This window comes from Brevibacillus sp. FW301-21C12A, from assembly GCF_058788915.1.
Window position 1 is genome coordinate 1 of the sequence record NZ_JBYTBG010000042.1, and the last position, 25,297, is coordinate 25,297.

A 25,297-nucleotide genomic window follows, 5' to 3' on the forward strand; every position below is an offset into this window, starting at 1 on the left:
TTCTTCTGTACCGAGGGCAGAACACAAAATGGTAGTTTAATAATGAAAGGGTTGTGCTTGTTCTTCTGTATTCGTTCTAGTACAAGGAAACTTCGACCGTTCCCGAAGTGTGATTGCACGCCTTACACTTTGAAGCGGCTAATCATCTGCTGCAGCTCCTCCGCCATGGTGGAAAGGGCTGTCGCCGAAGAAGTGATTTCCTCCATCGCTGCGAGCTGCTCCTCGGTAGCAGCGGAAACGTTTTGCGTACCGTCGGCTGCGATCTCCGACACCTCGCTTACCAGCTCAATCGCCTGCACCACTTGCTCGGAGTGCGCGGATACTTCCTGAGCTGCCGCCGACACGTCCTGGATCTGGTCGGCCACGGTCGTGATCGACATTTGAATCTGTCCGAACGTCTCGCCCGCATGGTGCACCACGAGAATCCCTTCCTGCACTTCTTTTGTTCCCGACTCCATCGACTCCACAGCGAGCTTCGTGTCTGTCTGAATCGTTTGGATCAACTGCCCGATCTGCTGCGCCGACTTGGACGACTGCTCGGCCAGCTTGCGCACCTCGTCGGCTACGACTGCAAAGCCCCGGCCGTGTTCGCCTGCTCGCGCTGCCTCAATCGCTGCATTGAGCGCAAGCAGATTGGTCTGCTCGGCGATGCCTGTAATGACTTCGATAATTTGCCCGATTGCCTGCGAGTGGTTGCCCAGCCCATCGACTACCCCGGCCAGCTCGCGGATCGAATCGTGAATGGCGTTCATTTGCTGGACAGCGGCCTGGATCGACTGGTTTCCTTCGCCTGCCATCGACGCCACCTGGACGACCATGCTGGACGCCTGCTGGGCGTTCGCCGCAATTTGGCGTATTCCCCGGGACATGTCGTCAATTGCTCTTGCCCCTTGCTCCACGCTGGCGACCTGACGATCCGTACCAACCGCGACCTCCTGCACCGTAACCGCGATCTGCTCTGTCGCCCGGCTCGTCTGCTCAGCGCTTGCCATCAGTTCCTCGGCCGATGCCGCTACCTGCTCCGATGTCGCGCCGGCCTGGCGGATCACCCTTTTGAGGCTGTCCGTCATCTCATTGAAGGAATTGGCCAGATCGAAAATCTCATCGCGAGTTTTGACCACAAGCGGCTCCACGCGCAGGTTTCCTTGCGCGACTTCCTTCATTTCAGCCACCAGGCGCAGCACCGGACCGCGAATGCTTCTCGTCAGCCAGAGAGCCAGCAGCAGGCAGCCCGCGATGGAGGCGGCGAGCGTAATGAGATTGTCCCGTTTGAGAGCCGCGTACAGCTCGGCGCTTTCCCTGCCTGCCCGTTCCGTTCCCATTTTGTTGAACGCGATCATGGCGTCGATGTGCTTCTTGCGCTCCGTGAACAGCTCGCTCGCCTTGTCCCGCACACGCTTGAGCTCGGCCAACTCTTCCGGCGTCACCCCGCGCGTGATGTCCATCTTTTTGCCGACTTCCACAAATTCCTGATTGAAAATCTCGTACTGCTTCATGGCTGCCTTCAAGCCTTCGAAATGCTTCCGATCCTCCTCATCGATAATCGTTTTTTCATAGCTCATCAGCAATCCGTCGATATAGACGAAGTTTTCATCAATTTGTCCGGCGTATTTGTTTTTGTCTGCCAGCGATTCAGCGTTCAGAATCGTCTGATTCAGGCCGTAGATCGTTTCCAGCGTCGAATTGATTTTCAGGATTGCCTCCATGCCCGGCTGCCAGACGGACTTCATTTCTTCGACTTTGCTGTTGATAAGGCTTGTCTTGTATGTACTCATGGCTCCCATATATCCGATCACCATGAGAATTAGGGCAAACGCGCTGCCCAGCTTTTTCCCGATCGTCCACTTCATAGAAACACCACTTTTCTCGACATTGTATGATATCGCTAAATCCATATTCCCTTTTCAATTTCAAGGTAAACATGCCCGATACAAATTGTACCCTCTCTACCAAAAATAACAACATCTAACATATGAAACTGGTAATATTCAGAATTTTTCTCAGATTGATTGCTACGAGAAAAACGTAAGTTCTATAATGGGGAAGAAGAGATAGATGCGGCTTTGGCATCAGAAACAGCAGCACGACCAACTTAGGGGGAATCCTTTATGCAAACATACGAAGTAATCATCGTCGGCGCAGGCTCGATGGGCATGGCCGCCGGTTACTATTTGGCCAAAAGAGGCGCAAGCGCGCTGCTGATTGACGCTTTTGACCCTCCGCACACGATGGGCAGCCACCACGGAGACACCCGGATCATTCGCCACGCTTACGGAGAAGGCAAGCAGTACGTGCCGTTTGCCTTGCGAGCGCAAGAGCTTTGGGCCGAGCTGGAACAGGCCGCGAATGTGAAGCTGTTCAGCCAAACCGGGGTGTTGAGCGCAGGCGCGCACGATTGCGCCTTTTTGCAGGAGGTGCGGGAGAGCGCCGAGCGCTACTCGCTTCCGCTCGAAGTGCTGACCGCCCAGGAGGTGCGCGAGCGCTGGCCGGGAATCGAGCTGCCCGATCATTTTTACGCTTGTCTGGAGCCTGCTTCCGGCGTTCTCTACTCGGAACATGCCATTCGCGCTTACCGCGAGTTGGCCACAGCTTCTGGCGCAAGCCTGCTGACCAACACGAAAGTGACCAGCCTGCAAACAGACGGGGCAGACGTGATTGTGCATACAGACTCCGGGAGCTATCGCGGCAAAAAGCTGCTCGTCTCCGCCGGGGCCTGGAACGCGCCGCTGCTGCAGGAGCTCGGCTTGTCCGTTCCGCTAGTCCCCACGCGCAAAACCGTCGCCTGGTTCGGCGCAGACGAAAGCTTGTACAGCGCGGATCGGTTCCCGGCCTTCGTCTTCCACCTGGGTGACTCCATGTTTTACGGCTTTCCGAGCATCGATGGAGCAGGTGTCAAAATCGGCCGCCATGACGGGGGACAAGCCATTGATCCCGACACGCTGGAGCGGACCTTTGGCTGCTATTTATCGGATGAAGGCGATGTCCGCGCGTTCCTTGAGACGTACATGCCGCAAGCGGCGGGGGCCTTGCGCCAGGGCAGAGTCTGCATCTACACGATGACGCCTGACGAACATTTTGTCATCGACCGCCATCCGGACAACCCGCACATCGTCTTTGCCGCAGGCTTTTCCGGCCACGGCTTCAAGTTCGCGAGCGCAGTAGGAGAAGCTGCCAGCCAACTGCTCATCGACGGGGAATCCAAGCTCGATTTGTCGATGTTTTCGCTCAGCCGTTTTTCGTAACCACTGTCAGTCCGCCATCAGCAAAAAGCCTCTCGCCATAACTTCGGCTCGAGGCTTTTTTCGTCTTCACCATTCCCAAAAAAGCGAACCGATCTGCGCCGTAATCCGACTGCCCATGTCTGCGGCCCGCTGCTCGAAGCGCACCTGCGGACGCCGGTTGTCGTACGGGAACAAATAGGCGAAGCCGGGGCGTGTCGCCTGGGGAACAAGGTACGCAGACCTGGTTGCCCCTACCCTGCGCTGTTCGTTCAAAAACTCGATCATCGACTCGGCGTCACGAATGCCCGCTCCGTGCCCGTAGTACAGCCCTCTGCCCAGATCGACCGCATTTTCCCCCTGCCATTGCGGCTTGTCGGGGTTGTGATCCGGGTTGGCAAAATACAAAATATCGCCCGGCAAAAACGTCGTCGTCGGGATCGTCCGCAAATCGAGATCCTGATCGTAGCGCCAGTCGTAGAGCAAAATATCCGCGAACAGCCGCTCGAAGTCTTCCCGGCGGATCGACTGGAGAACGGCGTGGTACAAAATAATGACCATCGCTGTCGCACACTCGGTCGCGTATTTTCTGCCTTCCTGAAAAATGTTGATGATTCCTTGCGAGGGCAAAATCCCCTGTCTCAGCCGAAAGCCGCCCAGCTCGGTGCGGTCCCAGTACGCCGGGTTGGCGCGCGATCTTTCATAGGTGGAAAAGGCGATCCCGCTGGCGTACAGCGCCCGTGCCGAGCGCACCAGATGGTCCCTCATCTTTAGTTCGAACTGCAGCAATTCAGGCTGCGGGTAGGAGAACTCCTCCCGGCTCTCCGCCATCCGCTCCACCACTTCTCGCTGGACCTCGTTCAATCCCCACTCCATTGCCAAAGCGTCCGGATCGGCCCGTCTGCCACTGATGATTAACATAGACAACCTCCTCTGCACACACCGTCCTTGGTATGTGTATGCGTCCGCCCATGTCCATGTGTGCGAAAAAAAAAACGGTCGCGCGGCATTCGCGGGAAATTGCTGCCCGGTCTGGCAAAAAGGCACGCCCGTTCGTTGCCAAAAAAATTCCGCCTGCGCTGTACGCAGACGGAAAACAAGCCAGCCTCAGCCTCTTGCCTGCTCCAGCGCCGCAGGCGTCTTGGCCGGAACGTGCTTGAGCTTGGCAAACAAGTAGCAGCCGACGATGACGATGACGCTGCCCAGAAGCTGGAGCACGCTCATCGTCTCGCCCAGCAGCAAAAAGGCGAGAATCGCGGTAAACACCGGGTTGAAGTTGAGGAACATGCCAGCAGAGGTCGCCCCGACCTTTTGCACCCCGACATTCCACAAGACCATGCTGACCACAGTCGCCATTACGCCGACGTAAAACAGCGACAGCCAAAATGACCAGGTCGTATTCTCGACGGTAAACGTCGTCAGATTAAACGGCAGCATCAGCGCTACGCCGAAAAGTCCCGAGTACAGGGTGGACATCATCGGCGACACGGTTTTCATCGCCCAGCGTCCACAGACGGAGTAAATTCCCCACATCGCCACAGCCGCCAGCATCCACAGGTCGCCTGTATTGAAATGCAGTTGCTCCAAATGGGTAAAGTCGCCTTTGCAAAGCACGACCAGCACGCCTGCAAAAGAAATGAGCATGGCGACGATTTGCAGCGGCCGAATTTTTTCCCCGATCAGCAAAAACGAGAAAATCGCGATCGAAACCGGGTTGAGCGTCGACAAAAGCCCGACATTGGTAGCGTCTGTCCGCTCCAGCGCCCAGAACATAAACAGATTGAACAGCGCCACGCCTGTCACGCCCATCACGATCAACGGAACGAGCGCCTGTCGCGTGGGCAAGATCCGCTTTTCGCGCACCCAGACGACAGGCAGCAAACAGGCGACTGCAATCAGCCAGCGCAAATTGGTCAACGTCAACGACGACGCGTGTCCGACCAAAAATTTACCGACGACGAAGTTTCCTCCCCAGAGGAAGCTGGTACAGAGTAAGAGTCCGACATATAGGGGTTTCATAGTTCATGCTGCCTCCTGCCAAGCTGTTGAATGATCGTCTAGCTAAATCCGTCCTCTATCATACACCTTTCTTCGCGTCTTGGGGCGGCGCAATCCATTTTTCCATGAAAATCAGCTCGCAAGCGGCGAAGCCCAACTGCCTGTAAAACGATTGCACGCCGCTGTTTTCCGGCTCGATCAGCAGGTTGATTTTCTCGCAACCCACATTCATAAGCCGCCGCTCCAGCTCCTGCATGAGCCGGCTTCCCAGCGCTTGGCCCTGGCAGGCGGGATCGACCGCCAGATGATTGACCCAGCCGCGCCGTCCGTCATAGCTGCCCATGACAGCCCCCACGACCTGCCCGTCATCGTTTGTTGCCACCAAAAACAGCTCCGGGTCGCGCTCCAGCTTGCGGCGCAATCCTTCCCGCGTATCGGAGCGGGAAAGCACAAGCCCTGCCCGCTGCCAAAGCTCGACGACTGCCTCATACTGCTCCCATGCAAACGACTGTAATTGCAAGGTATGACACTCCTGTTTGTATTTTTATAAAACAAAATTAATATTTATACAATTATACCGAGAAAAAAGGGAGCTTGCCAAGAAGCTCCCCGCTATCGCTATGAAACGGCCAGCCACGACAAGATCAGAGGCAACAGAGTGAACGCCCATACGACCGTAATCATCGCCCCGGCAATGACGGCCAGCGTCGCGCTGCTCCCTTCCGTGTCGCCGCGCTCGAACGCCTTGACCATCCCGAGCATGTGCGCCCCCATGCCGTACATCAGCCCGATCGAGACGGGATGGCGCAGCTTCATTTTTTTGATAATCCACGGCGCCAGAAAAACACCTGCAAAGCTGGTCAGCATCCCGAACACCGCTGTCATCGCCGGCATGCCGCCAATCGCGTCCGAGACGCTAAGGGCAATCGGCAACGTAATCGAGCGAGGGATGACGCTGATGACGGCCGCCTTGCCCAAGCCGACCAGCATGGCTGTCGACACGCCCGCGATAATCGCAATCAGGGAGCCTGCGGCGAGGCTTTGCAAAATCATCCGCTTGTGCGCCATCAAAATCGACCAGTTGCGGTACAGCGGCACGGCAAACGCCACCGTCACTACCCCCATCAGCTCGCTGATCCACGACGTCGCTTCGCTGTAGGCAGCATACGGGATGCCCGCGAGCAAAAGAAAGACAATCATCGCGGCTGGCGCAAGCACGGCGGGGGAAAACAAGAGGCTCGGCCGCTTTTTGTTGATCCGCTTCGCCATGTAAAAAAACAAAATCGTCAGGACTACGCTACACGTTTTCCACAGGATCAAGCTGCTTCACCTCACCGCGTTTGAACAGTCGCTCAGCAACGACGCCTGTCGAAATCATCACGAGCGCGCAACCGCTAGTGACTACCAGCAAAACGAGCAGTCCTTTTCCTCCGAGCAGCCACGGATACTGCATCATGCCGACCAGAGACGGCACGAAAAACAAAATCATTTGCGAAAACAAAAGGGCGGCTCCCGCCTCTACCCACTGCAGGCGAACCCAGCCGTTGTGCAGACAAATGAACAAAAGCAACAGCCCGATCAGGCTGCCGGGGACAGGGACAGGCAAAAACGAAGCGATTCCTTTGCCCAGCCAGGTGAATCCATACAAGAGCAAAACTTGCCCGAGGAGCAAGAACCATTTTTTCATCGAGACCACTCCGGTTCCTTCATGTTGGTACCTTCATTCTAAAGCGTCCCGATTCCATTCGTACAATACATAAATATCATGATTTCTATGCCATTTGGTTATGGCGACAAATGCTGCCGCACAAACTCGATGAAGGCGCGGGTCGCGTGCGACAGGTAGCCGTCCTTGCGGTAAATCAGGGCGTACTGCCAGTCAATCACGGGAGACGAGATGTTTACCGTATGCAGTTGGTCGTTGTGCAGGCGTCTCACAATCGAGCGCGGAAGCAGCGAGATGCCTAGCTCAGTCGCCACCATTTCCCCGACAAAATCCCACAGCGAGCTCATGTAGGCCACTTTTGGCTCAAAGCCGCTCATTCGGCACGCCTGGCGCACGACGTCGTGAATCGCGTACTCCTCTGTGAACAGGATAAAGTCCTCGTCCCGCAACTCCGCCAGGTTCACTTCGTCCGCCCCCGCCAGCCAATGCTGCTGATGCACGATGGCGACGAGGTCTTCCGCCACCAGGGGAACCGCGGAAAACTTTTCCGCATCCGTCGGCAAAACCGTCAGGCCGAGGTCGACGCTCCCCTGCTCCACCTGAATTTCCAGCAGCTTGGCGCTGTACTCCTTCATTTCGATCTCAATGCCGGGATATTGCTTTTTGAACATGGCAATTACATTCGGCAGCAAAAAAGAGCCGACTGTCGGCATCATGCCCATTTTCACCCGTCCGCGCTCGATGTTGCGGATTTGCGCGATGGATGACGTCATCCCTTCCATCAACTGCAGCACTTTTGTCGCGTACCCGTACACCAGCTCGCCCGCTTCGGTCAGCTCCATTTTCCGCTCCGAGCGATCCAGCAGCACGACGCCCAGTTCCTCCTCCAGCGCTTTCATCATCTTGCTGATGGACGGCTGGGAGACATGAAGCGTGTTGGCCGCTTTTGTAAAATTTTTTTGTTTGGCTACTTCCACAAAGTATTGCAGTTGTCGAATATCCATTTGCCGCCTCCACCCGATCCGTTCGCTTTGATTCCTGTCTTTCCCAAGCTTACCACAGCCTTTACGCCGATGAAAAAGCCAGGACGCATCTGCCGCCCTGGCTTGTGACCTGCTTTTATTTGACGGCGGCCTGGATCATCACCCGCTTGCCGCCGTAGGAAGCGGTAATGGTCGCACGTCCTGCTGTCCCGGCTGCGACTTTGCCTTGCGCCACGCTCGCTACATTTTTGTCTGTGCTCGTCCATTCGGCCTCTGCTGTCACGTCAGCTTTCGTCTTGTCGGAATAAATGGCGAACACCTGCAATTGTTGCGACTCGTTGGCTGTGAGCTGGATTCTTGTCGCACTCAGCTCCAGCCGGGATACGACCGCTGCCTCTACCGGAATCGTAATCGTTTTCCCGCCGTAGGATGCGGTAATTTTCGCTTTGCCCGGCCCGATGACCGTCACCACGCCGCTTTCTACCGTTGCCACTTGCCCGTTGTCGGAGATCCACTTCGCCTTGGCGGTGACGTCGGCTTTTTCCTTGCCGTTCACCACGGCCGTGAGCTTGACTGCTTGCGACGAGCCAGGGCGCGCGTACAGCTTCTTCTGGTCACTCTCCAGCTTGGAAACGACATCCACCTCTACCGGGATGGTCACGCTTTTGCCGCCGTACACTACTTTGATTTTCGTTTTGCCCGAGCCTACTGCGGTGACGAGTCCGTTTGCCACCGTCGCGATCTCGGGATCGGCGCTCGTCCACTCGGCATTTGCCGTGACGGCTGCTGTAGACTTGTCTGTAAACGAAGCGGTTGCCACGATCTGCTTGGCAGCCCCTGCGTTCAGCACGAGCTTTTTCTGGTCAACGACAAGCTTGGCGACGACATCCACTTCTGTGGAAATGGTGATGAACTTGCCGCCAAAGCGGGCCTTTACATCTGCCTTGCCGCTGCCTGTCGCCCTGAGCAGCCCGGCCTCTACCGTGACGATTCCGCTGTCGGACGTGGACCACTCCGCCTTTTGCGTCACATCTTCGGTCGTTTTATCCGCATATTGCGCGAGTACCGTCAGTTGCTGTGTCCCGTCTTTTTTCAGTCTGACCGTCTTCTCTTTGACCGTCAGCCTCGACAGCTTTTTGCTCTGGCTTGCTGCCGTTTCTGCTTTCGCCAGTTCTGCCGCTGGCCCGACGCCGGACAGAATCGTTCCGACTGTCAGGACGACGGTCAGCAAGGCTTTTTGCCACCTGCGCAAGTATGTGCTTTTCTTCGACACCGTGCTCTCCCCTTTTGCCGCTTTTCCCGCGAATGCGTTTTCCACTATTTTCTATATCGGCACGGGCAGAGATTTCAATAAATGGTATTTTTGGTGCGAAGTCGTCCTACTCTCCGCTCCACGACCCGGACAGTGGGGCAAAGTGCTGCATCGCCAAGGCCCCTGCGCCCATGACAATCGCCTCTCCGCGCAGTTCGGACGGGATCACCCGGAACTTCCCTTTGAACGGCTCCCAAATCACCTGGTCGCTATGCTCCTCGACCAGCTCGACAATCTCGCGGTAATTTTCCACCAGGTCTCCTGACAAAATGACGGTGTCGGGATTGTACATGCAGACGATGTTGTTGATCGTGATTCCGATGTAGAGGGCGGTGCGGGAGACGATTTCCTTCGCCCAGCGCTCCCCGTTTCGCGCCGCGGCAAACACCTCGCGCACATCGGTGACTTCTTTTACCCTGCGCGCCTCCAAAATCAGCGCGTTTTCATCAATATACGTCTGCAGGCAGCCGCGCTTTCCGCACTCGCACAAATTGCCGTTCGGGTCCAGCGTCGTGTGCCCCAGCTCGCCCGCGCTGTTCGAGCCGCCGCGAAACACTTCGCCGTTGATGATGAGCGCGGACCCGATGCCTGTCCCAATCCCGATCAGGGCGGTTTTGTTCGAGCCTTTGGCAGAGCCGTACAAGTATTCCGAGAGGATTTTGACCTTCAAGTCGTTGTCGATCACAGTCTTGATGCCCAGCTCTTTTTCGATCAGCTCGGCAAAAGCTACGTCCTTCCACCCAAGCGTCGAGGACAACTGGACGACTCCCCGCTCGTAGTTGATGACGCCTGGCACGCCGATGCCTATGCCGATGACTTTTTCAAACGGAATGCCCTGCCTTGCGATCATGCCGCGAATTTCCTGGCAAATCAGCGCTGCCGTCTCGGCTGGCGTGCCCGCCAGCGCCTTGTGCTCCACGCGATGGTGCGCGACGATCGTCTCGCTGAAGTCCATGATGCCGAAGCTGATCCGCTTTTTCTCAATGTCGACGCCGATCGTGTAGAGTGCGCCCGGCTCGATGTCGAGCATGATCGCCTTCCTGCCGACGCCAGAGGAAGTCAGCTCCGTCTCCCGAATGACGCCTTCCTCGCACAGCTCGCTGACAAACCGGCCGATCGAGGTCGCGCTCATCCGCGTAATTTTCGTGATCTCAGCCCGGGAAATCGGCCGCTTGTTTTTGATAATATCGAGAATCATCAGCTTGTTGTGTTGCTTGATAACGTCCTGATCCTGCTTCACGATTTTTTTCATCACCAAAACTCCCACCTTGCTAATGAGATGCCGCTTGCTTTTACATAGTTATCCTCACACTACCTGTCGGGGTCTGGTACGTCAACTGCAAAAGCAAAACCGCCGCTACATCTTGTCTATGCAAAAAACCACCCGATTTCTCGGATGGTTTTCCGGCTGCTATCTGTTGTTCAGATCGTACGGTGTCTCCTGGTACACGTAATAGTTGAGCCAGTTGGAGAAAAGCAGATTGGCGTGCGCGCGCCAGGTGACGATCGGCTCGCGGCTCGGATCATCGTCGGGATAATAGTTGCGCGGCACGGCGATGTCCAGTCCCTTGTTCACGTCCCGCTTGTACTCGTCCTGCAAGGTGGTCGGATCGTACTCGGAATGGCCGGTCACGAAAATTTGTCTGCCGTCCTTCGTCGCGACGATGTACACGCCCGCTTCCTTGGACTCGGACAAAATTTCCAGTTCCGGCACCTTCTCGATGTCCTCCCGGCGATTTTCCGTATGGCGGGAATGCGGGACGTAAAAGTAGTTGTCATATCCGCGGAACAGCTTCACATTTTGCTTGTTCAACGTATGCGGGAAAATCCCGAACATCTTTTCCGGCAGCGGATGCTTGGGCACTCCGAAGTGGTGGTACAGCCCGGCCTGCGCCCCCCAGCAAATATGCAAGGTCGAGGTCACGTTCGCCAGCTTCCAGTCGAGAATTTGCTTCAGCTCTTCCCAATAAGTAACTTCGGTAAATTCGAGTTGCTCGACAGGCGCCCCGGTAATCACCATGCCATCGAAGCGTTGGTCCTTGATTTCCTCAAACGTTTTATAAAACATCGACAAATGCTCTTCCGATGTGTTTTTGGAGGTATGGCTGGACATGTGCAGCAAGACGATTTCCACCTGCAGGGGCGTATTCCCCAGGAGGCGAAGCAACTGTGTTTCCGTTGTTTCCTTCACCGGCATCAGGTTCAGGATGACGATTCGCAGCGGCCGGATGTCTTGCGTAAAGGCACGGCTTTCTTTCATGACAAAAATATTTTCACGGGCCAGCACTTCCACCGCAGGCAACTCGTCAGGCAGTTTGATTGGCATAAAGATCCCCCTTTCCACTCTTTGCAAAGCAGGTAGAAAAACATTAATCCGACAAATTCGACAAAAATACTTGGGTTCCTGCTTCCACCGGGAAGTATCGCGAAAAATGGAAGCCTGCTAAAACAAGCATGTATCGAATGTATATATGTTTATATATTCTGCAAATTTTTCGTCAAATCATTATACCTTTCTTTCTGGAAAAATAGCAGAACTTTTTCTGGAATGGCGAGAGGACCTTTTGCGCTTAATTGCGACAGCGGCATGAGCGAAAAGCCTCTCGCAAACAACTTGCGAGAGGCTCGTAGATTCGCCCGTTCGTCAGATCCAGCCACGCGCTTCCATGGCTTCCTTGATGCGCAAGAGCGAGATCATGTACGCGCCTGTGCGCAGGTCGACCTTGTATTTTTCCGCAAGCTCCGCCACCGACCGGTAAGCGTTGACCATCGCGGTTTGCAGCTTTTCGTTCACTTCCTGCTCGGACCAGTAGTAGTGCATCAGGTTTTGCACCCATTCGAAGTACGACACGGTCACTCCGCCCGCGTTGGCGAGAATGTCCGGAATGACCACGACTCCTTTTTCGCGCAAAATCGCGTCGGCATCCGGAGTCGTCGGACCGTTGGCTGCTTCTGCAATCCACTTGGCCCGGACGCGATCGGCATTCGCGGCTGTAATCACATTTTCCAGTGCGGCCGGAATCAAAATGTCGACTTCCAGCTCCAGCAACTGTTCATTGGAGATCGCGGTTGCCCCCGGATAGTCCAGGATCGTGGACGTGTCCTTCAACTGCCCGACCTTCGGGATATTCAAGCCTGCACCGTGGTAAATGCCGCCGCGCGAATCGCTGACGGCGACGATGCGAAAGCCAAGCTCGGTCAACAGTCTGGCTGCGATTCGGCCTGCGTTGCCGTACCCTTGAATCGCTACTGTCGTCTCCGCTGGCTTGCGTCCCGAATCTTTGAGCGCCTCCAAAATCGTGAAGACACATCCGCGGGCCGTCGCTTCATTTCTCCCTTTGGAGCCGCCGACCGCAAGCGGCTTGCCTGTGATGACGCCTGGCGAATACGCGCCTTTTAATCGGCTGTATGTATCCATCATCCAGCCCATGATCTGCGGCGTCGTGTAGACGTCCGGCGCGGGAATGTCGGTGTCAGGGCCGACGATGTCCGCAATCGCTTCCATAAAGCCGCGGCTCACGCGCTCCAGCTCGCCCGCGCTCAGCTCGTGCGGATCGCAAATAACGCCGCCTTTTCCGCCTCCATACGGCAGGCCGACGACACCGCATTTGAACGACATCCACATCGAGAGCGCTTTGACCTCATCCATCGTGACGTCGGGATGGAAGCGAATGCCGCCTTTGGTCGGTCCCACCGCATCGTTGTGCTGCGAGCGGAACCCTTCGAATACGCGAACGCTGCCATCGTCCATTTTGACCGGAAAGCTGACTGCGAGCACGCGCTTCGGCCTTTTCAAGATTTCGACGGCGTGGCTTGGCAGACGAAGCAACGCTGCTGCCGTGTCAATCTGCTTTTGCACAATCTCGTAAGGATTCAGGTTTTCTTTTTCTACTGTCTTTTGCATGCTTGATCCTCCCCACCTATCTTGCATCACCCTGGCGCAGAGCTAAAGGATGAATGGAGTTATTATATATGAAACAGATAAATTCAGACAATTTATTTTTGATTTTTTCACATTATTGTGTCATTTGTGCGTTTGTATGAAAAAACGCCTGCTGCATCTTCGCGACACAGCAGGCGTTCCCGCTTTATTTTTTCATATAAGCCTGCATCAGCTTGGTTTTGGTCTCCCATATTTCCTCGCTCACATGCAGGCGATAGTGCTCGGGGTTGAGCATCCGCAAATACTCCGGCCAGAACTGTTTGAGCTGCTCGCGGTGGTAGCTGCGAATCTCCTCCAGCTTCGGCAGTTGATACACCAGCTCGCCGTCGACAAACACCGGGATCAGCAACGCTTCGGCCTTGTAGCGGGTCACCTGCTTGTTCCAATACGGGTGGATCGGGTTGAACAGGTTGACCGGAGCGCCTTCGGCAATGGTCGTTTCCTCCGGGAAGCACAAGTAGTCGGCAATCGCTTTGCCCGTATCGGGATCGATCAGTCGGTACATGTCCTTGATGCCGGGAGTCGTCACTTTTTCCGGATTGGACGAAATCTTGATCGTCGGCTGGTACACCCCGTTCGCGTCCTGGCGCGCTACGAGTTTGTACACGCCGCCGAGCGTCGGCTGATCCGCAGCCGTAATGAGCTGTGTCCCCACTCCCCAGCTATCGACCTTCGCGCCCTGGACTTTCAGGTTCATAATCGTGTGCTCATCGAGGTCGTTGGAGGCGACGATTTTCACGTCGGTAAGCCCCGCTTTGTCCAGCATCTCGCGCGTCTTCGTCGACAAATAGGCGAGGTCGCCGCTGTCGAGCCGCACAGCAGTCAGCTTTTTGCCTTCCTGCTCCAGCTTTTTCCCTACGGAGATCGCATGGGGGACACCGCTTTTCAGCGTGTCGTACGTGTCCACGAGCAGGGTCACCTGGTTTGGCAAGGCATCAGCAAAGCGCTGGAATGCTTCTTCCTCGTCCTCGAAGCTCTGCACCCACGAGTGCGCGTGCGTTCCTTTTGTCGGGATGCCGAACATTTTTCCCGCGAGCATGTTGGATGTGGCGTCAAAGCCGGCCAAATACGCCGCTCTCGTTCCCCACAAGGCTGCGTCTGCTTCCTGCGCCCGTCTCGTGCCGAACTCCATCAGGACGTCGTCGCCCGCCACGTTTTTGATCCGGGAAGCTTTGGTCGCAATCAACGTCTGGTAGTTCATGTAGTTCAACAGGGCGGTTTCCACGAGCTGCGCCTCCATGACGCGGCCTTCCACGCGGATCAGCGGCTCGTTCGGGAACACCATCGTGCCTTCCTTGACGGAGTAGAGCGAGCCTTGGAAGCGCAGGTTGCGCAGCTCCTCCAAAAAGCCCGGATCGTAATTCTCCTCCTGCTCCCGCAAATATTGCAGGTCGCTTTCTTCAAAACGCAAATTTTTAATATAATGAACAATTCGCTCCAACCCGGCAGAAACAGCGTAGCCGTTGCCAAAAGGCAGCTTGCGGAAATACGCTTCGAACACTACTCGCTGGTTGTGCGTCCCGTTTACCCAATGCGCGTACATCATGTTGATCTGATATTTATCTGTGTGCAATGCCACACCAAATGATTGCATATCGCATAAGCCTCCTGTGGATTCCTTTCCAACATCATACCAGAAGCTGTCGCCCGTGCCCATCTGCGGTGGAGCTTGGGAAGAAATATGTGATAGTATGGAATATAAAAAACCAAACGCGCGCCCAGGAGTGGAAGAAAACATGTCCGACCCAAAAATCGTTTCTTTATGTAAAGGATTGCCCAAAAACATCAGTTACAACGGCAAAGACTTCCTCTCCGGCATTTGGAAGGAAGAGGCTGACGAGCTTGTCGTCCGCTCCGCCAAAATCGACGATGACGACGTAGCGAATCACGCCTATCACGGCGGACCGGATCGCGTCGTCTGCGCGTATCCTTCCGAGCATTACACCCATTGGGAAAAGCGATTTGGCCAGCCCTTGACGCCATCCGCTTTTGGCGAGAATCTGACGCTTTCGGGCATGACGGAAGAGCAAGTATGCGTCGGAGATGTGTACCAAATCGGGGAGACGATTCTTCAAGTGTCCCAGGGCAGATTTCCCTGTGCGACGATCAACAAGCGAAACAACAACAACCTCCTGCTCAAAGCTGTCGTGGAAATGGGCTACACCGGCTACTTTTTCCGCGTCCTGCAGGAAGGCACGATCAGGCCAGACTCTGCGGTCACGCTGCTTGAGCCTCATCCCAAGCGCGTAACGGTCGCTTCCATCCACCATCTGTACTTCCACAACCAGTCTCTTACGGAGGAGACGATTGCGCACATGCTGGAAGTCGAGGAGCTGGCTTTGCCGTGGAGAAACAAGCTCTTGGAAAAACAGCAGCAACTAGCGAAAGGAACCACCCATGCGAATTAACAAGTTCATCAGCGAAACGGGCATTTGCTCGCGCCGCGAAGCAGACAAACTGGTCGAAGCCAAGCGCGTGACCATCAACGGCGCACCTGCCGCACTGGGGAGCACCGTCGCGCCCGGCGACGACGTGCGCATCGACGGCAAGCCGCTCGGCGAGAAGAAAAAAAGCGTCTACATTGCCCTGAACAAGCCTGTCGGCATCACTTGCACTACCGAGTTGCACGTCAAAGGCAACATCATCGACTTCGTCAACCACCCGGAGCGGATTTTCCCCATCGGCAGGTTGGACAAGGACTCCCAGGGCCTCATCCTGCTGACCAACGACGGCGACATCGTGAACAAGATTTTGCGGGCGGAAAACAATCACGAAAAAGAGTACATCGTCACCGTCGACAAGCCCGTGACCGCCAACTTTTTGCACGGCATGGCAAACGGCGTGCGCATACTCGGAACCGTGACCAAGCCTTGCAAAGTCACCAAAGTGAGCGACCGCGTCTTCAACATCGTCCTGACGCAAGGGCTGAACAGGCAAATCCGGCGGATGTGCCAGGCGTTCGGCTACCAGGTGCGCCAGCTTCAACGCGTGCGCATCATGAACATCAGGCTGGGCAATTTGAAGCTGGGCCAATGGCGCAATTTGACCAGCGAAGAGTTGCGGGAATTGAATAGAAGTCTTTCCTAGACGCAGCGCGATATCGCGGCGCGAAACACGAAAAACAGACTCCCTTTGAGCGGAGCCTGTTTTTTTATAGCCAAAAGCTGCCCCACAGCGACACAAACGGAGCACGTACTATGCATCTGCGGCTCCCATCAAAACCCGAACCTGCCCCACAAATTTCCTGATCCCCTCCCGAAGCTGCTGCTCATTCAAATACGAATAGCTGAGTCGAATCCACGTGGCAAACTCTCGTTGCGGATCGCAAATCGTACCGGGCACAAACGTAATCGATTGCTCCACGCACGTGCCCAGCAGCTTTTCCATCGGGGTCGAGTCCGGCAGCTTGATCCACAGGTTGAATCCGCCAGTCGGGCGGCTCCATTCCCAGTCCGTCGCAGCCAGTTCCTCCTCCATGATGTCCCGGCGAATGGCGAGCGCCGTGCGCAGCTTTTGCAAATGCTGCTGCATCCGTTCGGAAAAGAAATAGTGCAAAAAGATTTTTTGGTTCAATAACGGCGTTCCGCTGTCGGACAATGCCTTCGCGCTGAGCAGGTACGCCATGAGCGAAGGGCGGCAGGCGATCGTTCCGATGCCGAGGCCGGGAGCCACGTATTTGCTGAAGCTGCGCAAGTAGATGACGTACCCGGACGTGTCATAGGCAAAAAACGGCAAGGGCGGCTCTTGGGCAAAGTACAGATCGCGGCACGGATCGTCCTCAATCAGCAGGCACTGGTATTTTTCCGCCAGCTCCACCAGCCGCTTGCGCTGTTCGCGCGGAACCGTGAAGCCCGTCGGATTGTGAAACGTCGGGTTGAGATAAAACAGCCGCGGCTTGTGCGTCTGCATGAGCCGCTCCACCTGCTCCAGATCATAGCCGTGCTGCCGAATCTCGACCGGGACAATTTTCGCGCCTTGTCTGAGAAAAACATCAATAGCCGGGCTGTAGGTGGGCCGCTCCAGCAAGACCACGTCTCGCGGCTTGACGAGAACGCGGGCAACCAGGTCGATCGCTTCCTGCGAGCCGGACGTGACCATCAGCTCGTCAGGGGTCAAATAAAAGCGAAACCGCTCCGTATAGTAGCGGCACAAAGCCTCGCGCAGCTCCTGATCTCCCTGCGTGGTCGAGTACGTGCCCAGCACTTTCGGATACAGGTCAAACACTCTCTTCACGTATTCCGAAAAATACAGATTCGGCAACAGGTTCGGGTCGATCAGCGCCTTGGAAAACTGGTAGGTCGCCTGCACCTGGTGAATTTCCGACAGGTGGCTTTTTTGCACGTAAGCAGACACAATCGGGTCGTTCCATGAGCTTTCCGGCAATAGCCCGCTCGGCTGAACGAAATAGCCCGATTTATCCTTGACGTACACGTATCCGTTTTGCTTGAGCAGTTGGTACGCCTTGAACACGGTCAGGCGATGCACATTCAGCTCCAGCGCCAGCGCCCGGACGGACGGGAGCTTGTCATGCGTTTTCCAGTCCCCGCGCCTGATGCCTTCCAGCAAATAGTCGTAGACCTGCTCAAACAGCTTATCGGCATGAACGCCGGACAACCCTTGTCTTTTCATGCTGGCCCTCCCCTTCCTCTTCCATCGTAGCTGACAGCCTCTGTATCTGTTCTATTCGCGTTCATCTGTTCTGTTCCTCTCCCTGTAAGATGGGGAAAAGGAGGAATCACCATGGTATTTGCCAATTATATCGCGATGTGCCTGATCTTCGGGACGACATTTTTAGCCATTAAAGTCGGGATCGACGCGGGAGCGCCGCCCTTTTTCTCGGCGGGGATTCGCTTTTTTCTTGCTGGCCTGATCTTGTTTGCGGTCATGGCCTGGAAAAAGCAAGCGCCCCTCTCCATCCTGCTCCGCAAAGAGATGGTTTTCACTGGCATATGCCTGACGTTTGGCGTGTTTGCCACCTTGTATTGGGCAGAGCAGCATCTAAGCTCGGGCATCGCGGCGGTCCTGTCGGCTACCGCTCCGCTGATGGTCATGCTGCTGCAAACAGGGCTGTCGCGGCAAAAGCTGTCCGCAAGCTCCTGGGCAGGCTGCCTTATCGGATTTGGCGGGGTCATTCTGCTGCTTTTGCCTGGGCTGACCTTTTCGTTCAGCATGCTCTGGGTCGCTGGCTGTATTGCGGTCCTGTTCGGCCAAGTGTTTTATTCCGCGGGCGCCGTCTATTCCCGCCGCGTTTCCCAACAGTTCAAGGACGTGTCGCCGATCACGTTAAACGCTGCGCAGATGATGTACGGCGGCATCCTGCTGCTCATCGCCTCCGCTTTTACCGAGCAGGTGCACATGGAGTTTCTGCTGTCACCCCAGGCCGTCCTCTCGCTGCTTTACTTGATTTTCGTCGGCTCGATGATGGGGCACACCATCTTTTACTGGCTGGTGGCGAAAACGAATCCCGTCTTTCCTTCTACATGGCTGTATATTTCGCCGCTGATTGCGCTCGCGCTCGGGGTCGCTTTGTACCAGGAGCCGCTCTACCTGTCTTCGCTCGCAGGCGGCATCGCGATTATCGCCGGAATCGTCATGATTAACTGGAAGACATTGCAGCAGTTGGTCGCGAAAAAAGCTCCGATCAGACATGCGGAAAGCCCGACAAAGTAGCCTTGCGCTCTTTGTTGGGCTTTTTGCCATTCTCCTAAAACTGTGCATCCCGCGTGAATGCGTGCTGCTCGTTACTTCGCTTCGTTCAATTGTTTGGCGATCTTAATTAGTTCTTGCTTGGAAACAGTCTCTCCCTGCGCGCGAACGCTGTACTCCAGGTCGCTTCCGTTTTTCACCCAGACATTCCAGTAAAAATCGGGTTTGTTTTCCTTTTTATACGTCATGAGCACCGCTTCGTTGCTGCCGAGCAGCACTTTTTCCACACCGTCCGCATTGGACCCAACCTTGACGCCAACTTCTGCCATCCCCACTTCTACCGTGATTTTGCCTTGATCGGCTCCTTTATGTCCTGAAGCAGCAATTCTATTTCCGCTTTTTCCACCTTCCGGCCCTCCCTTCACTATGAATAACAATCGGCCACTCGTGTTTGTGACATGTATTTTCCAGCGCCCTGTAAGGAGAAAACTTGGCTGCGCCAAGCCTTTGGCTCAGCCTTAGTTGCCCTTATACTGGAGAAGAATCTTATAAATCTTTATCTGTACAAAAAAAAGGGCCCCATCCGTCTCGTGCCTGCGGATGGAACACCCTTTTTATGCGCATTCCTTTTCATGATGCGAAGCTTGATGCTGTCGAATCGTCTTTTCTTTTCCCGGGAAATCGACAGCGGTTGTCGTCTCTTTGTTAGAAATGCTCGCCGTTGGCATAATAGCTTTCTTTTTGATAGGCGACAAAAGCCATCTCTACTTCCGGTATGCCGAGCGAGAGGACGTGTTTGGTCACGATCTTGGCAAACTGGTCGCGTGTTTCCTGGCCTCGCTCAAACCAGCCGACCTCGATAAACGGAAACGACTCTACTACCTTTCCGCCAAAAACGCCTGTCGTCTGCAAGCATTCGATAGTGAAATTGTCTGTCCCGCACTGGCACAAAGCGGCAAGCTCCTCTGTCAGCGGCTCGCTGATGGTTGCCATTTGCTCGGCCTGTATGCCGCGAACGATGAGATGTGGCATGCTCGAACCTCCTGTTGGTGAAAAAGCTGTTTGTTCTATCATACCGCTCGGCAGGCGAAAAGAGTAGTCTGTCCCGATTGGTATCAAAGCGGTAACAAACCTGGCGAAAACGAAATCCGCAAACAATATTGCTATTGACATAGCTCGTAAACTATTGGCAAAGTAAGGATAGTTCGTTTATAGAAGAACGCTTGTTGCCGTGAATGCATGCCAAGATCGCATGGGGACGATTCCGATCGACTCACGGGCTTTTCGAGCAATTACGCAACGCACCAAAATAAAAACATACAGCACGCAATCGGAAAGGTGAGTACATATGGATTTGTGGAACATTTTCGTGGCCTTCGTGCTCGGTCTTGTAGAAGGTCTGACTGAATTTGCGCCCGTCTCTTCGACCGGGCACATGATTATCGTCGACGATACTTTGCTGCATTCAAAAGAGCTGTTTTCTTCTGAAGTAGCCAACACGTTCAAGGTCGTCATTCAGCTCGGCTCAATCCTCGCTGCCGTGATCGTGTTCAAAGACCGTTTTTTGAGTTTGCTGGGCTTGAAAAAAATGTCGCCGGACGGCAACGGCCCCGGCCACAAGCTGCGCCTCTCGCAAGTGATCGTCGGGCTTTTGCCTGCCGCTGTGCTCGGCTTGATTTTTGAAGACTACATTGACGAGTACCTGTTCTCCATCCATACGGTGCTGATCGGGCTTGTCGCCGGGGCGCTCCTGATGATCGCCGCCGACTGGTTCCGACCGGGCCGCCCGAAGGTCACAACCGTTGACCAGATGACGTACAAGCAGGCACTTTTGATCGGGCTGTTTCAATGCATCGCCTTGTGGCCTGGGTTTTCCCGCTCCGGTTCGACGATTTCCGGCGGCGTGCTGCTGGGACTCAGCCACCGAGCGGCATCGGACTTTACGTTTATCATGGCGGTTCCCGTCATGGCGGGCGCCAGCTTTTTGTCGCTGTTGAAGCATTGGCAGTACATCACCGCCGATTCCTTGCCGTTTTTCATCGTCGGCTTTATCAGCGCCTTTTTGTTTGCCTTGCTGGCAATCCGCTTCTTCCTGAAGCTGATTAACCGGATCAAACTCGTGCCGTTTGCCCTGTACCGCATCGCGCTTGCTGCTGTCATCTACTTCTTCATTTTGTAGCAGCGACTTGCAACAGGCACGATCTTAACCAAAAAAGCTGCCTTTGCCGTTGAAGCGCCCCCTCATGCTAGACACAGTGGGGGACGCATTTTAGGCAAGGCAGCTTTTTTTCTTTGCTCAGGCTGGCGAACCGTCCAGTTGCAAAGCATCGCCAACCAGCGTCTGCGTTTCCTTTTGTCCGTGCTGCAACTGATACATTTGATAATACTTGCCGCGCTTCTCCATCAGCTCCTCGTGCCTACCTCGCTCGACAATTCTGCCCCGATCCAGCACCAGAATCTGATCGGCATTTTTGATCGTCGACAGCCGGTGGGCGATGATGAATGTCGTTCTGCCTTTTTTCAGCACTTCCAGCGCGTTTTGGATGATTCCTTCCGTCTCGGTATCAATGTTGGCTGTCGCTTCGTCCAGGACGAGAATCGCCGGGTCCAACGCCAGCGCCCGCGCAAACGAAATCAACTGGCGCTGTCCGAGCGAGAGCGTGCTGCCCTTCTCGATGACAGGCTCGTCGAAGCCGCGCGGCAAAGTGCGCAGAAGCTGATCTGCCCCGACGTCGCAAAGCGCCTTCTCCACTTTTTCCGCGGAAATCGCCGGATCGTCCAGACTCACATTGGAACGGATCGTCCCGGTGAACAAAAACGGGTCCTGCAACACGATCGCCATATGCTGGCGAATGTGCTGCTTGGGCACATCCATGACGTTCTGCCCGTCAATGGTGATCGTCCCGCTGCTGACGTCGTAAAAGCGGAACAGCAGGTTGATGATCGAGCTTTTCCCCGAGCCGGTGTGCCCGACCAGTGCTACCGTTTCTCCCGGCCACGCCTCGAACGAAATGTTTTTCAGCACGTACTGGTCGTCCTGATAGGCAAAAGAAACGTCGTGAAACCGGACGCTGCCCTGATAGCGCGGAATTTTGCCCGAATCGACCTCGATCCCTTCCTCGTCGAGCAGCTCGAACACGCGGTGCGCGGCCACCAGCGACTGCTCCAGGTTTGCCAGTTGATTCACAATTTGCGTAATCGGCTGAAACAGGCGATTGAGGTAATCGACAAACGCGTACAGGACACCGAGCGAAAACAGCGTGCCCACCCCGAGAGAGGCGCCGCCGAAATACCAGATGAACAACACAAACGCCGCGTTGCGCACGAGCTGCACCAGATTGAAGGAAGCGGTGGCGTTGAGCCGCAACATTTTGTTTTGGTAGGTGAACAGCTCTTCGTTCAGTTCGCCAAATTCCCGCATCGTCTCTTTTTCCCTGCGAAACGCCTGGATGATCGGCATTCCCTGGATTGATTCGTTAATCATTCCGTTAATGTCGCTGATGCGCGCGCGAATGACGTGGTTGAAGGCAGAGGCGCGTTTGCGGTAATAGACGATCCAGACCGCCATGATCGGCAAAATCGCCAGACAGACGAGCGCCAAGCGGACATCGAGCACAAACAGCGCAATGAAAATCCCGATCAAGTAAATCCCGCTGGTGAAAAAGGACGCGAGCACATTAGCAAACAGCTCGCGAATCGCCTCGGTGTCGTTCGTCACGCGGGCGACGACTTTCCCCGCAGGCAGGTTGTCAAAATACGTAATCGGCAGCCGCTGAATATGGGCGAACACGTCCATGCGCAGCTTGCGAATCACCAGATTGGCCGATTTTTGCAGCAAATACTTTTGACCGTAATGAAAAAGTCCGGCTGCCACCAGCAAACCGAGATAAGCGGCTGCCAGGACGAGCAAGCCGCTCGTCTCCGGGCCAAAAAATGCGAACAGCTCCTGATTGCTGAGCGGGACGGCCGGATAGACCGCCTGCCGGGAGCCGCTTTCAATCGTCAGCTTTCCGTCGGCGACCGTTCGCTGCCCGTCAAAAGCAAGCGGCTGGTCGATGAAGTAATAGTCGCGTCCGACCTGCAAAATTCGCACTTCCTGGCCTTTGCTCTCGCCTGCCGCCAAGTGATCCTCCCGCGTGTACCACTTCCCCCGGTACAAGACGGAATCTGCCCGTTGCCCGGTCTCGTACCACGGAAATTCAATGCCGAGTATGTGCGTGTCGATCATTTTTTTCGCCAAAAACGGCCCTGTCAGCTCCGCGCCTACAGCAACGGACAGCATCAAGAGAGCGAGCACGATCGTCTTTTTAAATAACCATGCATACTGAAACAGCCTTTTTCCCGTACTCATCCATTCACCCGCCTTCTGTCAACTGTGCTTCTATTTGCTGCTTTTCAAACTGTTCCTTGTACCAGCCGCCGCGCAACAGGAGCTGTTCATGCGTTCCCTCCTCGACCACCTTGCCTTCGTCCATGACGAGAATCCAGTCGGCATGGGCGACAGCAGACAGGCGGTGAGTCGCAATCAGCGTCGTTTTGCCTGCCCGCTCCCGGCGGATGTTGGCGATCATTTCCGCTTCTGTCTTGCCGTCAACGGCTGACATCGCATCGTCGAGAATCAGGATTTCCGGGTCGATCATCAACGCCCGGGCAATCGACACCCGCTGCTTTTGCCCGCCTGACAGCGCCACGCCTTTTTCCCCGACCAGCGTATCGAGTCCCTCCGGCAAAAACTGCACGTCTTTCGCGAACGCCGCCAGCCTAAGCGCGTTTTGCAACTGTTCCTCGCTGCCGTCCTTTCTGCCGAACAAAACGTTTTCCCGAACGGTCCTGGAGAACAAAATCTGCTCTTGCGGCACGTAGCCGATCCAGCTTTTGATGTTGTCCAGCTCGATCTCATCCAGCGGGACCCCGTTGATGGTAATCGTACCTCTCCCGAGCGGAAACTCCCGCAGCAACTGCCTAAGCAGGGTCGACTTGCCGCTGCCGGTTCGCCCGACGATGCCAAGTGTTTGCGAGCGGTGCAAAGTAAAAGAAACGTCCTGCAACTGATCCTGGGCAGTCCCCGGATAGCGAAAGCTCACCCGCTCGAAGCGAATCGTCTCTGGAACCGCAAGCTGCGCCGGACGCTCGCGATTGGTCACGTCCGCTTCGTACGCCAGTGTCTCGTTGACGCGATCGAGCGAGGCGCTTCCCCGCTGCAAGACGTTAATCAGCTCCCCAATGGCGAACATCGGCCAAATCAGCATCCCCAGGTAGACGTTGAACGACACCAGCTCCCCCAGCGTCAGCTCCTGCCGGAACACCAGATAGCCGCCGTAGATCAGCCCGATCATGTAGCTGATGCCCACCAAAATTTTCACGGTCGGTTCAATCAGCGAGTCGACCTTGGCTACTTCGATATTTTTTTGGTACACCTCACCTGTTTTGTCCGCAAACCGCTTCTGGTCCGCCGTCTCCTGGACGTAGGCGCGAATCACCCTGACGCCTGCCACGGATTCCAGCACGCGGTCGTTCAGCTCGCCAAACGAATCCTGCGCGCGGGAAAAGCGCTCGTGAATTTTTTTGCCGTACTGGTTGATCGCATACGCCATGAATGGCAACGGAAGAATCGCCGCCAGCGTCAGCTTCCAACTGATAAAAAAGCCCATCGTCAAAATGATGACGCCTGTGAAGCTGGCCGAGTCGACCAATGTGAGGATGCCGAAGCCTGTCGTCATCGAAACAGCCTTCAGGTCGTTCGTTGCCCGGGCCATCAAGTCCCCGGTGCGATTGCGCTGATAAAAAGTCGGCGTCATGCGCAAAAAGTGCGTCATCAGCTTGGAACGAAGCGTCCGCTCCGCCAGAAAAGCTCCCCCGAACAGCTTGTAAATCCAGACGAAGTTGACGAAATACGTCGCGACAGCAAGCCCCACGTAAAACAGCAAAATGTGCCAAAGCCGCTCGCCCGTCAATGTCCCCACCTGCATTTCGTCGATGGCCACCCCGATGATTTTCGGCGGGATCACTTCCATGATGCCACCCAGGATCAGCAGCAGAATCGCTGCCGTGTAACGCTTCCAATGCTCCTTGAAAAACCAGTCCAGCTTTGTTAAAACCGAAAACATCTGCCGCTCTCTCCTCTCGTCTCAACCGGGCGTCCTCTTTTTGGAGGCGAAAAAAGGCATATCGCCGCTGGGGCAACATGCCTTTTTATCTGAATCAAAAGAATCAAATAAAAAAGCGCAGGCTACAAAAACCGTAACCTGCGCCGTTTGATGGAGTTGGGAAAAACTACACTGCGTGCATCAAAGGAGGGGTTACGTCATGTATGCAGTTGTGCATTTTGTTCATTACACTGCTTTTCATGACAGACCCACCTTTCCGTAAAATTTTCGTTTTCCAAATAATACATTCTGAACTCTATCACTGATTTGCCGGAATTGTCAACAAATTATTTTTTGCTGCACGCATGGACGCGAATCGATTCCAGATCCTTTGCCTCCCGTAAAAGATACAAAGCATTTTTGCTCTCTAACTTTTTTTGGTATG

Annotated in this window: 22 protein-coding genes and 1 pseudogene; 5 read left to right on the top strand and 18 right to left on the bottom strand. The window is 55.1% G+C overall.

What is annotated here, in order from left to right; translation table 11 throughout:
• Both AC3WQH_RS20550 and AC3WQH_RS20555 read right to left on the bottom strand, forming a co-directional pair.
• Positions 1–76 (bottom strand): annotated as a pseudogene (locus tag AC3WQH_RS20550) (IS200/IS605 family transposase); the annotation flags it as partial.
• 46 nt (positions 77–122) lie between these two features.
• Entirely contained in the window at positions 123–1,850 is a 1,728-nt protein-coding gene (locus AC3WQH_RS20555; RefSeq protein ID WP_492332231.1) for a methyl-accepting chemotaxis protein, read from the bottom strand.
• A 258-nt stretch (positions 1,851–2,108) separates the two neighbouring features.
• Between AC3WQH_RS20555 and solA the strand changes: the two genes are divergently transcribed.
• On the top strand, positions 2,109–3,242 hold the full coding sequence (gene solA, locus AC3WQH_RS20560) for an N-methyl-L-tryptophan oxidase (protein ID WP_007777018.1): 1,134 nt from the start codon (positions 2,109–2,111) through the stop codon (positions 3,240–3,242).
• A gap of 66 nt (positions 3,243–3,308) precedes the next feature.
• Here solA and AC3WQH_RS20565 read toward each other — a convergent pair whose 3' ends face one another.
• The 11 genes from AC3WQH_RS20565 to AC3WQH_RS20615 form a co-directional block, all read right to left on the bottom strand.
• Complete coding sequence (locus tag AC3WQH_RS20565; protein WP_007777021.1) at positions 3,309–4,139, bottom strand: protein-glutamine gamma-glutamyltransferase; 831 nt, start codon at positions 4,137–4,139, stop codon at positions 3,309–3,311.
• A 186-nt stretch (positions 4,140–4,325) separates the two neighbouring features.
• Positions 4,326–5,237, bottom strand: coding sequence for a DMT family transporter (locus AC3WQH_RS20570; protein WP_005832112.1), 912 nt, complete (start codon positions 5,235–5,237; stop codon positions 4,326–4,328).
• 58 nt (positions 5,238–5,295) lie between these two features.
• A complete protein-coding gene (locus tag AC3WQH_RS20575; RefSeq protein ID WP_005832113.1) occupies positions 5,296–5,736 on the bottom strand; it encodes a GNAT family acetyltransferase in 441 nt (146 codons plus the stop codon).
• A gap of 98 nt (positions 5,737–5,834) precedes the next feature.
• Positions 5,835–6,536: an LrgB family protein gene (locus AC3WQH_RS20580; RefSeq protein ID WP_122952958.1), complete on the bottom strand. Its 702-nt coding sequence runs from the start codon at positions 6,534–6,536 to the stop codon at positions 5,835–5,837.
• Complete coding sequence (locus tag AC3WQH_RS20585; protein WP_005832117.1) at positions 6,514–6,903, bottom strand: CidA/LrgA family protein; 390 nt, start codon at positions 6,901–6,903, stop codon at positions 6,514–6,516. Before AC3WQH_RS20585 ends, AC3WQH_RS20580 begins: the two co-directional genes overlap by 23 nt.
• A gap of 98 nt (positions 6,904–7,001) precedes the next feature.
• A complete protein-coding gene (locus tag AC3WQH_RS20590) occupies positions 7,002–7,886 on the bottom strand; it encodes a LysR family transcriptional regulator (protein ID WP_005832119.1) in 885 nt (294 codons plus the stop codon).
• Between the two features lie 115 nt (positions 7,887–8,001).
• Positions 8,002–9,138 (bottom strand): Ig-like domain-containing protein, encoded by a 1,137-nt coding sequence (locus AC3WQH_RS20595; RefSeq protein ID WP_007777033.1) that lies wholly within the window; start codon positions 9,136–9,138, stop codon positions 8,002–8,004.
• Between the two features lie 106 nt (positions 9,139–9,244).
• Positions 9,245–10,429: an ROK family transcriptional regulator gene (locus AC3WQH_RS20600; RefSeq protein ID WP_005832122.1), complete on the bottom strand. Its 1,185-nt coding sequence runs from the start codon at positions 10,427–10,429 to the stop codon at positions 9,245–9,247.
• 159 nt (positions 10,430–10,588) lie between these two features.
• A complete protein-coding gene (metA, locus tag AC3WQH_RS20605) occupies positions 10,589–11,503 on the bottom strand; it encodes a homoserine O-acetyltransferase MetA (protein ID WP_005832124.1) in 915 nt (304 codons plus the stop codon).
• Positions 11,504–11,821: 318 nt separating this feature from the next.
• The gene (locus AC3WQH_RS20610; protein ID WP_005832128.1) at positions 11,822–13,081 is read right to left on the bottom strand and encodes a Glu/Leu/Phe/Val family dehydrogenase; all 1,260 of its coding nucleotides are present in this window, start codon (positions 13,079–13,081) and stop codon (positions 11,822–11,824) included.
• Positions 13,082–13,265: 184 nt separating this feature from the next.
• Positions 13,266–14,714, bottom strand: coding sequence for a nicotinate phosphoribosyltransferase (locus AC3WQH_RS20615; RefSeq protein WP_005832130.1), 1,449 nt, complete (start codon positions 14,712–14,714; stop codon positions 13,266–13,268).
• Between the two features lie 142 nt (positions 14,715–14,856).
• Between AC3WQH_RS20615 and AC3WQH_RS20620 the strand changes: the two genes are divergently transcribed.
• On the top strand, positions 14,857–15,528 hold the full coding sequence (locus tag AC3WQH_RS20620; protein ID WP_007777044.1) for an MOSC domain-containing protein: 672 nt from the start codon (positions 14,857–14,859) through the stop codon (positions 15,526–15,528).
• Entirely contained in the window at positions 15,518–16,207 is a 690-nt protein-coding gene (gene rluF / locus AC3WQH_RS20625; protein WP_005832134.1) for a 23S rRNA pseudouridine(2604) synthase RluF, read from the top strand. The genes AC3WQH_RS20620 and rluF overlap by 11 nt, the downstream gene beginning before the upstream one ends.
• Before the next feature lie 108 nt (positions 16,208–16,315).
• On the opposite strand, the gene AC3WQH_RS20630 is transcribed toward rluF, so the two are convergent.
• Positions 16,316–17,749, bottom strand: a complete 1,434-nt coding sequence (locus AC3WQH_RS20630) for an aminotransferase-like domain-containing protein (protein WP_122952957.1) — start codon at positions 17,747–17,749, stop codon at positions 16,316–16,318.
• Positions 17,750–17,860: 111 nt separating this feature from the next.
• On the opposite strand from AC3WQH_RS20630, the gene AC3WQH_RS20635 reads away from it, so the two are divergent.
• Entirely contained in the window at positions 17,861–18,790 is a 930-nt protein-coding gene (locus AC3WQH_RS20635) for a DMT family transporter (RefSeq protein ID WP_005832137.1), read from the top strand.
• A gap of 71 nt (positions 18,791–18,861) precedes the next feature.
• Here the strand turns inward: AC3WQH_RS20635 and AC3WQH_RS20640 are convergent, their stop codons facing one another.
• On the bottom strand, positions 18,862–19,203 hold the full coding sequence (locus AC3WQH_RS20640; protein ID WP_238504181.1) for a DUF4367 domain-containing protein: 342 nt from the start codon (positions 19,201–19,203) through the stop codon (positions 18,862–18,864).
• A 268-nt stretch (positions 19,204–19,471) separates the two neighbouring features.
• Complete coding sequence (locus AC3WQH_RS20645; RefSeq protein ID WP_005832141.1) at positions 19,472–19,798, bottom strand: DUF1904 family protein; 327 nt, start codon at positions 19,796–19,798, stop codon at positions 19,472–19,474.
• Positions 19,799–20,114: 316 nt separating this feature from the next.
• Here AC3WQH_RS20645 and AC3WQH_RS20650 point away from each other — a divergent pair, with 316 nt between their 5' ends.
• Positions 20,115–20,945 carry an undecaprenyl-diphosphate phosphatase gene (locus AC3WQH_RS20650; protein WP_005832143.1) on the top strand — a complete coding sequence of 277 codons (831 nt, stop codon included), beginning with the start codon at positions 20,115–20,117 and terminating at the stop codon, positions 20,943–20,945.
• A 117-nt stretch (positions 20,946–21,062) separates the two neighbouring features.
• On the opposite strand, the gene AC3WQH_RS20655 is transcribed toward AC3WQH_RS20650, so the two are convergent.
• A complete protein-coding gene (locus tag AC3WQH_RS20655) occupies positions 21,063–23,117 on the bottom strand; it encodes an ABC transporter ATP-binding protein (RefSeq protein ID WP_005832145.1) in 2,055 nt (684 codons plus the stop codon).
• Between the two features lie 4 nt (positions 23,118–23,121).
• The gene (locus tag AC3WQH_RS20660; protein ID WP_238504179.1) at positions 23,122–24,873 is read right to left on the bottom strand and encodes an ABC transporter ATP-binding protein; all 1,752 of its coding nucleotides are present in this window, start codon (positions 24,871–24,873) and stop codon (positions 23,122–23,124) included.
• Positions 24,874–25,297: the final 424 nt, after the last annotated feature.